The sequence below is a fragment of the Paenibacillus sp. FSL M7-1455 genome (assembly GCF_038004655.1).
GTDB lineage: Bacteria > Bacillota > Bacilli > Paenibacillales > Paenibacillaceae > Paenibacillus_AQ > Paenibacillus_AQ cookii.
In genome coordinates this window covers 4,151,199-4,167,117 of sequence record NZ_JBBORO010000001.1, presented here as the reverse complement: position 1 = coordinate 4,167,117, position 15,919 = coordinate 4,151,199, and the positions used below count along the sequence as shown (strand labels likewise).

6 protein-coding genes are annotated in these 15,919 nt (G+C 60.5%); 5 read left to right on the top strand and 1 reads right to left on the bottom strand.

Going from position 1 to position 15,919, the window contains the following annotated elements:
- Window positions 1-14 precede the first annotated feature (14 nt).
- A complete protein-coding gene (locus NYE48_RS19260; protein ID WP_212947223.1) occupies window positions 15-989 on the bottom strand; it encodes a Na/Pi cotransporter family protein in 975 nt (324 codons plus the stop codon).
- Window positions 990-1,116: 127 nt separating this feature from the next.
- Here NYE48_RS19260 and NYE48_RS19255 point away from each other — a divergent pair, with 127 nt between their 5' ends.
- The 5 genes from NYE48_RS19255 (at window position 1,117) to NYE48_RS19235 (ending at window position 15,026) form a co-directional block, all read left to right on the top strand.
- The gene (locus NYE48_RS19255; protein WP_445324023.1) at window positions 1,117-2,490 is read left to right on the top strand and encodes a class I SAM-dependent rRNA methyltransferase; all 1,374 of its coding nucleotides are present in this window, start codon (window positions 1,117-1,119) and stop codon (window positions 2,488-2,490) included.
- Between the two features lie 320 nt (window positions 2,491-2,810).
- Entirely contained in the window at window positions 2,811-6,320 is a 3,510-nt protein-coding gene (addB, locus tag NYE48_RS19250; RefSeq protein WP_340999719.1) for a helicase-exonuclease AddAB subunit AddB, read from the top strand.
- A complete protein-coding gene (addA, locus tag NYE48_RS19245; RefSeq protein ID WP_340999718.1) occupies window positions 6,317-10,369 on the top strand; it encodes a helicase-exonuclease AddAB subunit AddA in 4,053 nt (1,350 codons plus the stop codon). Before addB ends, addA begins: the two co-directional genes overlap by 4 nt.
- A 68-nt stretch (window positions 10,370-10,437) precedes the next feature.
- On the top strand, window positions 10,438-11,616 hold the full coding sequence (locus NYE48_RS19240) for an exonuclease SbcCD subunit D (protein WP_340999717.1): 1,179 nt from the start codon (window positions 10,438-10,440) through the stop codon (window positions 11,614-11,616).
- Entirely contained in the window at window positions 11,613-15,026 is a 3,414-nt protein-coding gene (locus NYE48_RS19235; RefSeq protein WP_340999716.1) for an SMC family ATPase, read from the top strand. The genes NYE48_RS19240 and NYE48_RS19235 overlap by 4 nt, the downstream gene beginning before the upstream one ends.
- The last annotated feature ends 893 nt before the right edge of the window (window positions 15,027-15,919 follow it).

Here is a 15,919-nt window from a genome sequence, read left to right as displayed (position 1 = left end):
AGGATCCTCGGGGACTATCCGTGAAAACGGATTTTTTTCCACGCCGGCAAATAACATAACGGGAGCGCGACGAGCGAACAAAGGATGTTGAACAGCGTTTGGGCATGGGCAATCTGGGCGCCGCTCTCGGCGGACAGCCAGGACACCGCAAGCTGCAGCTGCGGGATGAAGGGCATAAACAGCAGCGCGCCGCCCACGTTGAGCACGACATGCGTCCAGGCGACGAATTGGCCGGATTTCGTGCTTCCGACCGCTGCAATGACGGCGGTTACGCAAGTGCCTACGTTCGCGCCGAGCACGATGCCGATCCCGACGGCCACCGGAAGCGTTCCGGACGCCGCCAGCACGATCGCCAGGCCGATGACGGCGGCGCTGCTGTGCATAAGCGCGGTTAAAGCCGCGCCCGCAGCGAGGCTCCACCACAGGTTATGCGTGGATTGGGCGATAAACCATCCGAACAGTCCGGATGTTTCGAGGGAAGGCCCGATCATCTGCATGACGCGGATGCCGAGCATGACCATGGCAAAACCGGCAGCGGCCAGCGCCATCAGCTGTATCGGCATAAAGCGCCCCGTTTTGCCGCTTTTCCCAAAAAGCCCGTACTCGTCGAACAGGACCGCGGCCGCCCACACGACGATGGAGACGCCAAGCAGCGGCAGCGCGATTTGGCCGATCTGCAGGCCGATCAGCTCGGTCGTGATGCATGTGCCGATATTGCTGCCGAGAATGATGCCCAGCGTCCGGTCGAATGAAAGCAAGCCGGCATTGACGAGTCCCATCGTGAGCACGGTCACGGCCGTGCTGCTTTGGAGCACCGCCGTAATGCCGGTGCTGAACAGCATGCCTTTGAGCGGGGAGGCGGTCGCTTTTTGCAGGAAGGACGAAAGCAGCGGTCCGGCCCAGCTGCCCAGCGCGGCTTCCATCACTTTCATCCCGGCCAGGAAAATGATCAGCCCGTACACGACGGGGAAAATCATCGTATGAAACATGGGTAAGGTTCTCCTTTGCGAATTCTTGTCCATGTATTACGTATATGTCGCTGCCTGGACAACCATGACACGGGAGGCCGGGGAGCAAACCTTTAGGATCAAGAAATAGACATGAGTAGGAGTGGACATGTTGGCAACTGTCGTTCTTCATAAAAACCGCAAAAAAAGGCTGGAGCAGGGTCATCCCTGGATTTTCAAAAACGAAATCGAGTCGGTTCAAGGCGATCCGCAGCCGGGGGACCTGGTCCAAGTCGTGAACCATCAAGGCCGCTATTTGGCGACCGGTTATTACAACCCGGCATCGCAGATTACCGTGCGCGCCGTTTCCTACCGCGAGATCGAAGCGATGGACGAGGACTTTTTCGCCGAGCGGTTCCTTGGCTGCCTGAAGCACCGGGAGCGCTTCCTGGACGAAGGAAATGCTTATCGCCTGGTGTACGGGGAGGCCGATTTCCTCCCTGGACTCATCGTGGACCGGTTCGATGACGTGCTGGTCATTCAGCTCTTGACGCTGGGCATGGATATCCGGCGCAAGGAAATCGTCGGCGCCTTGGCTAAGGTGATGAACCCGCGCGGCATCTATGAACGGAGCGATGTACCGATCCGGGAGCTCGAAGGATTGGAGCAGACGAAGGGGCCCCTCTACGGGGAATGCCCGAGATACGTTACGGTCCGGGAAAACGGGCTGCTGATCCGCGTCGATATCGAAGAAGGGCAAAAAACCGGCTACTTTTTCGACCAGCGGGAAAACCGCGCGTCCATCGAGCCGCTGATGACCGGCTGGGGCGAACGCAGCGGGATCGAGGTTCGGGAAGTCGAAGAAAACGGGCAACGGGTCCGGCGTCCGGTCAACAAAAGCGGCAAGGTCGTCACGTTCCCTTACTGGGACGGCGCGACGGTGCTGGAATGTTTTTCGCATACCGGCAGCTTTACGCTTCATGCCTGCAAATACGGGGCCAAAAAAGTGACCTGCCTGGACATCTCCCAGCATGCGATCGACAGCGCGCGGGAAAACGTGGAGCTGAACGGCTTCGGCGACCGCGTGGAGTTCGTCGTGGATGACGCGTTCCAGTATCTCCGGTCGCAGGTCAAAGGGCTGGAGGAAAGACAGATCCGTTCCGCCGGCGCAGGGAAGATCGACACCTCGCAAAAAATGACCGCGGGGGGCGGCAGAACATGGGACGTCGTCATTTTGGACCCGCCAGCCTTCGCGAAAACGAAAAGCGCCGTAAAAGGCGCCTGCAGAGGATACAAGGACATCAACCTGCACGGCATGAAGCTGGTGAACGAAGGCGGGTACCTGGTCACGGCAAGCTGCTCGTACCATATGCGCCCCGATTTGTTCCTGGAAACGATCCGGGAGGCTGCGGCGGATGCAGGGAAGATTCTGCGTTTGATCGAATGGCGCGCCGCCGGGAAAGACCATCCGCAAATTTTGGGCGTCGATGAAGGACACTACCTGAAGTTTGCGATTTTCGAAGTGAGAAGCAAAACCTTTTAATCGGGAAGATACCGGACTGCCGTTTTGAATCCGAGAGGATTCGGCGGCGGTTCTTTCTTTTTTTGCAAGAAAATAGGAGCTTCGAAAAAATGCGGCCTGCAGCGCTTTTTTGCAAATACTGGACGTTCAACCTTGGCGGAAATTTAGTGGTAAAATAGGAGAAGCGCTCTGCACGGCAGAGCTAACGGCTGCAGGGCTACCGGCGTGGATGTGATCTTTGCAAACATACGTTCTATTTTGAGCTGTGTATGATATACTGGAAGGTAGATTTGGAGCAAAATCCATAGTTTTTTATTTTACATAGATGAAGGGGGAGGAACATGCCGGTTCATTTTCTGATCGGACGATCGGGCAGCGGCAAAACGACGGCCATATTGGATCAAATTTCCGCCAAACTGGAGGCCGAGCCGCAAGGGAATGCGATCATTTTGCTCGTTCCGGAGCAGGGTTCGTTCCAGGCCGAACACGGGCTGGTTACGTCGGGGCGGATCAAGGGGAGCGTCAGGGCCCAAGTGCTCAGCTTCCGCCGCCTCGCCTACCGCGTCATGCAGGAGACCGGGGGAACGGCGCGCGTCGGCATCAGCGACGAAGGCAAAAAAATGCTGCTGTACAAAATCATACAGCGCCGCAAGGACGAGCTGAAACTGTTTGGGGCCTCGGGCGAGCAGCTCGGGTTCGTCGGCAAGCTCGGCGACGCGTATACCGAGATGAAGCGGTATTGCGTCGATGCGTCCGCCGTCGGGCAGCTGCTGGAGCAACTGCCGCCGCAAGGCGTCACGCCGATCCTTCGCAGCAAGCTTGAAGATTTGTGGACGGTATACAAAGATTTCGAGCAGGAAATGTCGCCGCTGTATATCGACGAGGAAGACAATTTGATCCGTTTGACCGAAGCGGTGAAGGACTCCGCCTATTTGCGCGGAGCGGAAATATGGATCGACGGGTTCCACGGTTTTACTCCGCAGGAGCTTTTGGCGGTCGGCCAGTTGATGCTCCATGCCCGGTCCGTCACCGTTTCCTTGACGCTGGACAAACCTTACGACGGCGCGCGGATGCCGCATGAGCTCGATTTGTTCCATCCGACCGCCACGACCTATGTCAAGCTGAGGGGCATGGCGGAAGAATTGGGCCTGGACATCGACGATACGGTGCTGGCTCCGCCCGTGCCGCCGCGTTTCGCGGAAAGTCCGATGCTTGCCCATTTGGAGCGGGGGTACGATCGCCGCCTTCGCTACGAGGCGAACGCCGGCCAAAGCGGCGAAGCGATTTCGATCCATCCCGCCTCCAGCCGGCGGGCGGAGGTCGAAGGAGCGCTGCGGGAGATGCTTCGGCTGTCGCGCGAGGAAGGCGTACGCTTCCGCGAAATGGCCGTGTTCGTGCGCAATCTCGCGGATTACGAGCATCTCGTCATGCCGCTTTTCCACGATTACGGCGTTCCGGTTTTCCTTGACCAGAAAAGGAGCGAGCTTCACCATCCCCTTGCCGAGTTCATTCGCGCCGCGCTGGATGTGGTCCGGCGGTTCTGGAGGCATGAGGACGTGTTCCGCTGCGTCAAAAGCGACCTGCTTCTCCCGCTTGACGGGTCGCTGACGCGCGAAGACATGGACCGCTTCGAAAACTATGCGCTCGCTTGCGGGCTTCAGGGCTACCGCTGGACGGACGGAAGGCCGCTCAAGGCGGTCCCGAGCCTGTCGCTGGAAGAAGGGGGATCTGCGCGGCCGAAGACGGCCGAAGAGACGCTTGAGCTGATGGAACGCTGCCGGGCGGCGGTTACCGGGCCGCTGGCTGCTTTCGAGAAACGGATGAAACGCGCCAAAACGGCACGGGAGATGTGCACGGCCGTTTACGGGCTGCTTGAGGACGCGGGCGTTCCCCAGAAATTGGACGCGTGGAACCGCGAAGCGCTGCTCGGCGGCCGTCCGGAAGCGGCCAGGGAGCATCGGCAGCTTTGGGGCGAGGTGCTGGATTTGCTGGATCAGATCGTCGAGATGATGGGGCCGGAGAAAATGGCGTTCGACCTGTTCGCGGGCATGCTGGAGACCGGGCTCAGCGAGCTGAAGCTTGGACTCGTTCCCCCTTCGCTTGATCAGGTGCTCGTGGGAACGATGGACCGGACCCGCACGAGCGGCGTCAAATACGCTTTTTTGCTCGGGGTGAACGACGGGGTCATTCCGGCGGTGTTCCAGGAGGACGGCGTCCTTACCGAACAGGAACGGTCCGTGCTTGCGGATGCGGGCATGGAACTGGCCCCCGGCATTTCGCGCCGGCTGCTGGATGAACGCTTTCTGATCTATAACGCCTTGACTTCCGCCAGCCGGCATGTCTGGATCAGTTATCCGGCGGCGGACGACGAAGGGAAGGAGCTGCTTCCTTCGGAAGTCGTCCGCCATTTGGCGAAAATGTTTCCGCACCTTCAGGCACGGCCGCTTTTGGCCCAGCCGGGAGCGGAACAGCCCGCTTCGGAGCATGAAGCCTTCATCGAACATCCCCGCCAGACGCTGAAGCATCTGATCGTGCAGCTGCGGCGATGGAAACAGGGTATGAACATGCCGGAGATATGGTGGAACGCCTACAACTGGTATTTAACCGATCCGCAGTGGCGCGGACCGCTCGACATGCTGCTCCGTTCGCTGTTTTACCGCAACGGGACGAAGCCGCTTTCGGCCGGCACCAGCCGCCGGCTGTACGGCAGCAAGGTCCGCACGAGCGTGTCGCGGATGGAGAGGTTCGTGGCGTGCCCGTTTTCGCATTTTGCCTCCCATGGGCTAAAGCTGAGGGAGCGCCAGCTGTACCGGCTGAAGGCGCCGGACATCGGTCAGCTTTTTCATGCCGCGCTAAGCGAAATGGCCGTTCGGCTGAAGGAGCAGAACCGCAGCTGGGGAAGCCTGACGGCAGAGGAATGCCGAAGGGAAGCGGAACTGACGGTGGAACGGCTCGCCCCGATGCTTCAGGGCGAAATTTTGCTCAGCTCGAAGCGCTACGGCTACATTTCAAGGAAGCTGAAAAACATCGTCGGCAGAGCCTCCGTCATTTTGGGCGAGCATGCCCGCCGCGGCAGCTTCGAGCCCGTGGGGCTGGAGCTTGATTTCGGGCCGGGGAAACCGCTGCCGCCGCTGACCTTCAAGCTGGAGAACGGTTCCGTGATGGAAGTCGTCGGCCGAATCGACCGCGTGGACCTGGCCCATGGGGAAAACGGGCTTTTGCTGCGGGTCATCGACTACAAATCCGGGCATAAGGACCTGAAGTTGCATGAAGTGTATTACGGACTTGCGCTGCAAATGCTGACGTATTTGGACGTGCTGCTGACCTATGCGGAGAAGTGGCTCGGCAGTAAGGCGCTGCCGGCAGGGACGCTGTATTTTCACGTGCATGACCCGATCCTGCAGTCGGCCAACGGCATGACGATGGAGCAGGCGGCGGAAGAGCTGCTCAAACGGTTCAAAATGAAAGGGCTGCTGCTTGCCGACCGGGAGACGGTGTCCTTGATGGACGCTTCCTTGGACAAGGGGCATTCGTCCATTCTGCCGGTGGCCGTCAAAGCGGACGGCAGCTTCTACAGCAGCGCGTCCGTGGCAACGCCGGAGCAGTGGGACGATTTGCTGGCTTCGGTCCGCCGCAGCATTGAAAGCATCGGAACGAGGATTACGGAGGGCGACGTGCGGATCGAACCGTACCGCATCCAGCAGGAAACCGCCTGCACGTTTTGCCCGTTCAAGCCGGTATGCCAATTTGACGAGACCGTCGAAGGCAACCACTACCATCTGCTGGGCAAACCGGATAAAACGCAGGTATGGGAACTGTTGTCCGAGCATAAAGGAGGAGAAACGTCTTGAGCTTAAAACCGAAACCCGAAGGCAGCATATGGAGCGACGACCAATGGAAGGCGATCGCCGAAACGGGCGACGACATCCTTGTGGCCGCTGCGGCCGGTTCCGGCAAAACCGCCGTGCTCGTGGAACGGATCATCCGTAAAATAACGGACGTGGAGCAGGGATTCAGCGTGGACCGCCTGCTCGTGGCAACCTTCACGAAGGCGGCGGCCGCGGAGATGCGGGACCGGATTCGCGAAGCGCTGGACAAGGAGCTGGAGAAGGAGCCGGACAACGTGCATTTGCGCCGTCAGCTTTCCCTTCTGGGCCGGGCGTCGATCACGACGCTCCACTCCTTTTGCCTCGAGGTCATCCGGCGTTACTACCAGATGATTCCCTTGGACCCGAATTTCCGGATCATCAACGAAAACGAAGCGGAGCTGATGCGCCAGGAGCTGCTCGAGGAGCTTTTCGAGGAAAAATACGGCGAGGAAGCGGACGGCAGCGATTTTATCCGTCTGGTGGATTGGTTCAGCGGGGAGCGCAGCGACGACGCGATGCATCTGCTGGTGCAAAAGCTCTACGATTTTTCCCGCAGCCATGCCTGGCCGGATCAGTGGCTGCGAAGCATGGCCGAAGCCTTTGCGGTTTCGGATGCCGCCAGCCTCGGAGAAACCGCCTGGGTGCGCAGCATTTTGCAGGATGCCCGCCTGGCGCTGGCCGGCGCGGAAGGCCTCCTGCGGCAAGCGCGCGGACTGGCGTTGGCTTCCGGAGGACCGGCCCCGTACGCGGATAACCTGGACGCCGATCTGGACATGGTCCGCGGCCTGCAAGAAGCGTTGGATCATCGTCCTTGGGAAGAACTGTACGGGGTGTTTCAGGGGATTTCCTTCGGCAAGCTGAAAAGCGTGCGCAAGGACGATACCGATCCCCGGCTGCAGGAGCGCGTGAAGGAACTGCGGGATACCGTCAAAAAAACGCTGACCGATCTGCGGGGCGCGTTGTTTGGCCGCCCGGCCGAATCCTTTTTGGCGGAAATGAACGAAGCGGCCCCGCTGATGCGGGAGCTTGCGGAGCTTGTGATTCAGTTCGGCAACCGGTTCGAAGCGGAAAAACGGAAGCGGGGGGCCGTGGATTTCAGCGATCTGGAGCACTATTGCCTGCGGATTTTGCTGCATCCCGATTCGACGCCGGAGCGTCCGATGCCTTCCGATGCGGCCGTTGAATACCGCGAGCAGTTTGACGAAGTGCTGCTTGACGAATATCAGGATACCAACAGCGTGCAGGAGACGATCGTCGGGCTGATTTCAAGGGAACAACCGGGAAACCGATTTATGGTCGGCGACGTGAAGCAGAGCATCTACCGGTTCCGGCTGGCCGAGCCGGGGCTGTTCCTGGATAAATACCGAAGCTACGGCAGCGAAGGCGGAAGCGGAATCCGCATCGACCTGGCGCGGAACTTCCGCAGCCGGATGGAAGTGGTTGACGCGGTCAACGTCATCTTCCGCCAGATCATGAACGAAACCGTGGCCGAGATCGGCTACGACGAGCGGGCCGAGCTTGTATACGGGGCTTCGTTTCCCGAGCCGGAGGAAGCGGCGGCGGATCCGTATGCGCCCGAGCTTCTGCTGATCGACCGTGCCGGCAGCGGGCCGTCCGAGCAGGAAGAGGCGCAGGCCGGCGAGCAGGACGGGTTGATGCAGGAAAGCGAAGTGCAGGAAATGGAGACGGCCCAGCTTGAAGCAAGGGCCATTGCCAAAAAGATCAGGCAGCTGATGGGCGACACGTCCGCCAAGCCGCTGCTCGTTTACGACAAGGGCCTTAAAGAAATGCGGCCGGTGCGTTACGGCGATATGGTCATTCTCCTGCGTTCCGCCTATATTTGGGGGCCGCTGATGATGGAGGAGCTGAAGCAGCTCGGGATTCCCGCCGACGGCGAGCAGGCCCGCGGTTATTTTCAGGCGACGGAAGTGGAAGTGATGTTGTCCCTTCTGCAGGTCATCGACAATCCCATGCAGGATATTCCGCTCGCCGGCGTACTCCGTTCCCCGATCGTCGGCTTGACGGAGGAAGAACTTGCGCAGATCCGGCTGGTTCGAGGCGGATCGTTCTACGATGCGCTGACGGCGGCCGCTTGGCCCGGTACGGCGTCCGCCGGAGACGAGGCCCGTAGGGAGCTCCTGCTTGCGGAAGCGGAGGCGGCGGCATCCTCGGAAGCCGCGCCTTTCCCTGCGGACCGCGCGGAGGCCAAGGGGGACGCCGGAGCGATCGGAGCCGAAGCCGCTGACGGCATCCCGGCTGCTTTGCAGCAAAAAATCCAAGGGTTCGCGGAGCAGCTGCAAAACTGGCGCGACGCCGCGCGCAGAATCAGCCTCGGGGATTTGATCTGGCAGGTTTACCGGGAGACCGGATATCTCGATTGGGTCGGGGGACTCCCGGGAGGCGCCGAGCGCCAGAACAACCTGAAAGCATTGCACGACCGGGCCGTCCAATTCGAACAGACGACGGCATCCCGGGGATTGTTCCGGTTCCTGACCTTCGTGTCCCGGCTGCGCGACCGGGGCGGCGACCTCGGCGGCGGCAGCGGCACCGAGCAGCGGGACAACGCCGTACGGATCATGACCATCCACAAAAGCAAAGGGCTCGAGTTTCCCGTCGTGTTTTTGGCGGGCATGTCCAAAACCTTCAACCAACAGGATTTGAACGCTCCGTTCCTGATGCATAAGGAACTGGGTTTCGGGCCCAAATTCGTGGACGAGGAGAAGCGGGTCAGCTTCCCGACGCTCCCGAACCTCGCGATCCGCCGCCGCTCCCAACTGGAGCTGCTGGCGGAGGAAATGCGCGTGCTGTATGTCGGGCTGACGCGCCCGAAGGAGAAGCTGTACCTGATCGGGACGATCAAGGACGTCGGCAAAAAGGCGTCATCCTGGGCCCAGGTGCTTGAGCAGCGCGAATATACGCTTCCGGATTATTTGCTCGCCAGGGGGCGCAGCTACATCGACTGGGTGGGTCCGGCGCTCATCAGGCATCCGGGAGCCGGCAAGCTTCGGGAGCTGGCGGAAACGGACGCCGCTCCCCCGCCGGTCCTCGCTTCCGATCCCTCCAGGTGGAGCGTATCGGTGCTTTCTGCGGACGAGCTTTCGCTGGCGGCGCTCGGCGGCTGGGAAGAGGAGGAGGCATCCTCTCCCGACAGGAAACAGCGGCTGCAAGCCATGATGGAACGCCGGCCGGTGGAGGCCGCGGAGAGCGGGGAGGCCCGCGGCGAGTCCTGGGTATCGGAACGCTTGACCTGGCGGTATCCTTACGAAACCGTGACCCGGCTGTCCGCCAAAACCTCGGTGTCCGAAATGAAGAAGCTGTTGACGCTGCAGGACCAGCCGTCCGAAAATTGGATGGAGGACGAGATGCTTCGCCGGGAAATCTCGGACGGTCCGGAACTTGTTGCGGCGGCCACGCTTCCGCTCAGACGGCCGAAATTCATGGAACAAACGGCGCTGACGCCGGCGGAGCGCGGCACGGTGTACCACACGCTGATGCAGCATATACCGCTGGACCGGGGCCATGTCGACGCCGAGACCGTCAGGGAAACCGTAAGCCGTTTGGTCGAACACGAGCTGCTGACGCGCGAGCAGGCGGAGGTCATCCGGCCGGAAGAAGCAGGCATGTTTTTTGCCGCGGAGGTCGGAAAGCGGCTGCTGGCCGCCGAATGGACGGCCCGGGAAATGCCGTTCAGCTACGGCATGCCCGCGGAGGAAGCCCATCAAGGGCTGTTCACGCAGCAGGCGGGCCTGCATCCGGACGAGCCCGACTTGTTCGAGGCCTCCGCTTTAAACGGAGAAACGGTGCTGATCCAAGGCGTGGTCGATTGCCTGTTCCGCCATGACGGCAAGCTGGTGCTGGTCGATTATAAAACGGACAGGGTGCTCGAGCATCGGGGGGGAATCGACGGGCTCACCGAACGGTATCGATTCCAGCTGAACCTGTACGCCAGAGCGCTGGAAGACATTTTGCACGAGGAAATCGCCGAGAAATGGCTGTACTTTTTTGACGGCGGACATGCCGTCCGCTTGTAGGATCAAGTTTGCGCATGCCCAATTTGATAGATGTCAAGTTTTGCACATGGGAAAGGGGAGAACGCCGCATGCGGATACTGCATACCGGGGACTGGCATTTCGGAAAAACGCTCGAAGGCCGCAGCAGGCTGAAGGAGCAGGAGAATTTCGTGGACGAGCTCGTCCGCATCGCCGATTGGCAGCAGGCGGATTTGATCTTGATGGCGGGAGACGTCTACGATTCCGTCAATCCGCCCGCGGCCGCGGAGCAGCTTTTTTACGAGGCTTGCGCGAAGCTGACGGAAAACGGGCGGCCTTTGGTCGTCATCTCCGGGAATCACGACCAGCCTGAACGCGTTTCTTCGGTATCGCCTTTGGTGGCGCGCCAGGGGATTACGCTGATCGGGCTGCCCGTGGCCGAGGCGGTGACGGTGGGCGTTTCCCGGACGGGGGAAATCGCCAAAATCGCCGCGCTGCCTTATCCTTCCGAAGCCAGGCTGAACGAACTGCTTTCGGCGGAAGGCGGGGAAGAAGAGCTGCGCAAGGCGTACAGCGCCCGCGTAGGCACGCTCATGAAGAAGCTTGCCGGACAGTTTACGCCCGAAACCGTCAATCTGGCCATGAGCCACATTTACGTGCTGGGCGGCTTGGAATGCGATTCCGAACGCCCGATCCAGGTAGGCGGCGCGTATACGGTCGACCCGTCGGCTTTGTCGATCGGGGCCCAGTACACGGCGCTCGGTCATCTTCACCGCCCGCAGGCGGTGAAAGGGGAGGGCATCATCCGGTACAGCGGCTCTCCGCTTGCTTACAGCTTTTCGGAAGCGGGTCAGGCCAAGTCGGTCATGATGATCGACGTTGCGCCTGGAGGCGCGCCTGCGCTGGAGGAGGTGCATCTGTCCTGCGGCCGCCCGCTTGTGCGGTGGAAAGCCAAGGGAGGGCTCGAAGAAGTGCACCGGTGGCTGGATGAAGGCAGGGATGCCGACGCTTTTATCGATCTTGAAATATCCCTTAACGAGTCGTTGTCGCTCGGAGAGATCCAGCGCCTGCGCAGAAGCCGGGACGGCTTCGTACATATCCGTCCGATCTATCCGGAAATGGAGCGGGAAGAGCTTCGGCAGGAACGTTCCGGGCTCCCGGTGTCCGAGCTGTTCCGCAGGTTTTACCAGCGGCAGACCGGCGGGGCCGAGCCGGAGGACGAATTGGTGCAGTTGTTTCTCGAGCTCGTGGCGGAGGACGGGAACGCGAAGGAAGGTGAGGCCGAATGAAGCCGATTCAATTGAAGCTGTCCGGGCTGCAGAGTTACAGGGAGATGCAGCAGATCGATTTCGAGGATTTATGCGACATGGGGCTGTTCGGCATCTTCGGGCCGACGGGAAGCGGCAAATCCACGCTGCTTGACGCCATGACCCTCGCCCTGTACGGCAAAGTCGAACGGGCGGCGAACGGGACGCAGGGGATCATGAACCATTCGGAGGATTCCCTGTTCGTTTCCTTTTGTTTCGAACTGGCTTCCGCCGAAGGCAAGCGGCGCTTCCGGGTCGAACGCAGGTTCAAAAGGACGGGCGACCTTTCCGTCAGCAACACGCTCAGCAGGTTTATCGAGGTCACGGAGGAAGGCGAGCAAGTCGTTGCCGACAAATTGGCCGAAGTCACGCGCTGCGTGGAAGAGAGAATCGGACTGAAAATGGACGATTTCACGCGGGCCGTCGTGCTGCCGCAGGGCAAATTCGCGGAGTTTCTTTCCTTGAAAGGCAGCGAACGCCGGCAAATGCTGCAGCGGCTTTTTCACCTGGAGCAGTACGGGGACCAGCTGGGCATGAAGCTGAGCCGCCGGATCAAGGAAAACGACGGCGCGCTGAAAGCCGTGGAAGCGGAGCAGCAGGGGCTTGGCGAAGCGGGGGAAGAAGCCCTTCAAGCGGCGGAAGACCGTTTGGGCGAGGCCGTAAGGCATGCGGGAGCGACCCGGAACAAACTACAGGAGCTGAACGCGGAAGCCGAAAAAAAAGGGAAAATCCGCGAGCGTCAGCTCGAAAAAGAACGGAAGCAGGCCAAGCTGGAGCAATTGCAGGCTCTGGAACCGGAAATGCAGCGGCTCGAACAAAAGCTGGCGAAATCGGCCGCGTCGTCGTCCATGATGCCGTCGCTCGCTTTATGGAGGGAAAGCCTGCAGGATTGGAAGCAAAAAGAGGCGCTTGCGGCGGAGCTGGAAAGGGCGGCCGCCGAGGCGCAGCGGGAAGCGGAGCAGGCCGGCGCATCCGACGATGCGGCCCAGCAAGCGCTGGCAGCCGGGGAACCGAAGCTGCTGCAGCGGAAGGAACAATTGGAGCAGGCAGTTCTGCTTCAGAAGGAAAGGGACGAGCTCAAGTCGCTGTACGAGCGGCTCCATCGCCAGCGGAAGGAAGCGCAGGACGGAATGCTGGAGCTCCGCCAGCTGCTATCCAAGGAGCAGGAGCTGTTGAAACGGGGCGAACAGAAGCAGGCGGATCTCCAGGAAAAGCTGGGCGAGTTGGAAGTGACCGCCCAAGAACGCTCCTTGCTGCATAAGGCGCTGGAGCTCCGGCAATTGCTCCGTTCCGCCGAAGACCGGTTGATGAAAGCCCGCCGTGAATACGGGGAGCAGCAAACTAAGGCGGCATCGGCAAACGAGCAGCGGCGTCAGGCGGAACGCGAGCTCGTTATGCTGCAGGAGCGCGAACGGCAGTTGTCGGCCGGCATGTCCTCGCTGCTGTCGCAGGCGGAGCAGGCGAGCCGGCAGACGGAGCAATCGCTGCGCGATGCGGAACATGCCGAGCATCGGCTCCGGGAGGAGCTGAAGCATCGCCAGCTCCGAAGCCTGTCGGCCGCGCTCGCGGCGGAATTGCATGATGGACGGCCTTGCCCTGTATGCGGTTCCTTGGAGCATCCGGCGCCCGTTTTGGCGGAGGACGCCGATGCTGCACAAGAGGAGCATTCGCTGCAGCTGATTCAAGAAGCAAAAAGCCGGCTGCAGGAGGTAAGGTATGCCCTGCGGCAGCTGATTCACGAAGTTTCAGGCCTTCCGGGCGCTTCCGCCTCTTCCCTGGCAGACTCTGGCACGGCTCTCGCCGCGGCTGCAAAGGAAGAGGAGACGGCTGAAGCCGCAGATGATTTCGCCGCCGTTACCGCCTGGGCCGAGCGCGCAGACGAACTGGAACGTGCACGGGAATCGCTTGGCGCGGCGCTGCTCCGCGTAAAACAAGAGACGTCCGAGCTTAGCGAAAAACGCGAAACGCTGCGCCGGCAAGCGCTGAAGCAAGAAGCCGCGGCCGAAGCGGACGCCGCCTTGCTGAAGCGGCTGGAAGACAACGTGAACCAGCTGTCGGACGAGATCGGCGAGCTGAACGCAAGATGGTCGGAGGAACTGCCGGAGCTGCCGATCGGCGAGGTCGAAAGCCGTTGGTCGCTTCTGCAGCAGAAAGACCGCGAGGCAGAGGACGTGAAAGAGCGCCTGCGCCGCAGCGTGCCGTTCCTCGACGAGAAAAAGCAGGCGGTCCAGTCGCTCGAACGGAATTTGCTTGAGGCCGAGAAGCGGCATATTCAGCTCGATGCCGAGCTCCGGGGCAAAGAGGAGCTGCTGGCGGAAAAAGAGGAGCGCCTTCAAGCCTGGATCGGAGACCGTCGGGCCGAAGCCCTTTTGGAGGCCTGCCTGGGCGAACTGAAAGCTTTGCGGGAAACGGCTGCCGAGGCGAAGCGGCTGAGACAATCGGCAGAGCAGGCGAAACACGAAAGCGCAAAGGCTTTTGCCATGGCCAAGCAGGCCGCGGAATCGGCCGCGGCGCATCATGAAGCTGCCGGGCGGCGCTGGGAAGCGCTGCTGCAGGATTCCCCGTTCGCCACGGCGGCCGAAGTGGAAGAGTCTTACCTCTCTCCTTCGGAGGCCGAAGAGCTTGCCGCGAAGGTAAGGCAGCATCGGGAAGGAGAACGCGATTTGCTGGCGGCGATCCGCCATATCGAAGAGCAGCTGGCGGGCAGCTCCTTGACGGAAGAAGAGTGGCTGCAGGTGAGCGGCGAGCTCGCGGCGGCCCGGGAGGCCGACGAAGAAGCCCTTCGGATGAAGGCGCGGGCCGAGCGCGATCTGGAGGACGTCAAAAAGCGTCACCTCCGTTGGACGGAGCTCGAAAAGCTGCGCATGCAGCGCCAACATGAGGCCGAAAAGCTTGCCAAACTGCAATCCTGCCTGCGCGGCAACGCTTTTGTCGAATATATCGCCGAGGAGCAGCTGATGCAGGTCAGCCAGTCCGCATCCCAGCGCCTGGCGTTTTTGACCAAGCAGCGGTACGCGCTTGAAGTCGATTCCGGCGGAGGTTTCCTGATCCGGGACGACGCGAACGGAGGCGTCCGCAGGCCGGTATCCACGTTATCGGGAGGCGAGACCTTCCTGACGTCGTTGTCGCTGGCTCTGGCCTTGTCGGCCCAAATCCAGCTTCGCGGCCAATATCCGCTTCAATTCTTTTTCCTGGACGAAGGTTTCGGCACGTTGGACCCGGAGCTGCTCGAGACGGTCATTACGTCGCTGGAGCGGCTGCATAACGACCATCTTTCCGTGGGCGTCATCAGCCACGTTCCGGAGCTGCGGGCCCGCCTTCCGCGCAAGCTTGTGGTCATCCCGGCCGACCAGGCCGGCGGAGGCTCCAGAATTGCCCTGGAGCAGCTGTAGTGATCCATTTCACAGCGGCTCCTGCGAATGGCTGTTAATATCGGTTGTGGACAAGCCGACCTTCTCTTTTTCCTGGAAGCCCCTTTCCGGATTCGCGCGAATCGTTTGCTCCGGCACACGGACGACATTCCGCATGTTTTCGGTGCGGGGGTTTCTTTTTTTATTTTTTTGGTTGTCCGCTATTCGTAGGCAGTAGCCGTTCGCCCAGTCGTGAATATGATGATCCTGTAAATCGCTGACTGGGGAGGATCATGAAAGTGGAGAAACTTGAGGCCAAAGAAGTATGCAAAAAACATATGTACCGGTATGTCAGAGCCACGATGTCGGACGGAAGCGTCCACGACGGTTTTATCGAGCATGTGGACTAAGAAAAGGTGTACCTTGCGGTTCCGCGGCCATGAAAACATGCCTTACCATCATGGATATGCGAGTCCTTACGCGGACTGCTGGGATCCCTGTTACCGTGTTCCCGAACAGGAAGCCCGGGCGTTCTTCCCGTATTTTCCCTATGGCTATGGCTTCGGATATCCTTTCTATGGTTATCCGTACGGACGCCGTTTTTGGCGCCTGGCGTTGCCGCTATTCGCCCTGACGGCGCTTTCCCTGCTGCCGTTTTATTGAAAACAGGCCGGGGGCTAAGCTCCAGGAATACATCCGGATAGCTCAAGTCAAAATGCCTTGCTTCAAGGGGCCGGGTTTCAAAGCAGGTGCTTGGACGGAGGCTTCATGCCGGACGACGTTCCGAAAAATGCTGCAGTCAAAAGGAACGCGGGTAAAAAAGCCCTCCACGATGGAGGGCTTTTTTGGCAGGCATCGGCAGCAGCGAACCGCGCGGAACCTGCAGGGCCGAAGGCGGCATTTTTTGCCTGCGATGGACGGGTTCCCCCAAAATC

Coding starts and splice junctions, on each gene's coding strand:
- NYE48_RS19260 (WP_212947223.1), bottom strand. CDS start 989: ATGTTTCATACGATGATTTTCCCCGTCGTGTACGGGCTGATCATTTTC.
- NYE48_RS19255 (WP_445324023.1), top strand. CDS start 1,117: ATGTTGGCAACTGTCGTTCTTCATAAAAACCGCAAAAAAAGGCTGGAG.
- addB (WP_340999719.1), top strand. CDS start 2,811: ATGCCGGTTCATTTTCTGATCGGACGATCGGGCAGCGGCAAAACGACG.
- NYE48_RS19240 (WP_340999717.1), top strand. CDS start 10,438: ATGCGGATACTGCATACCGGGGACTGGCATTTCGGAAAAACGCTCGAA.
- NYE48_RS19235 (WP_340999716.1), top strand. CDS start 11,613: ATGAAGCCGATTCAATTGAAGCTGTCCGGGCTGCAGAGTTACAGGGAG.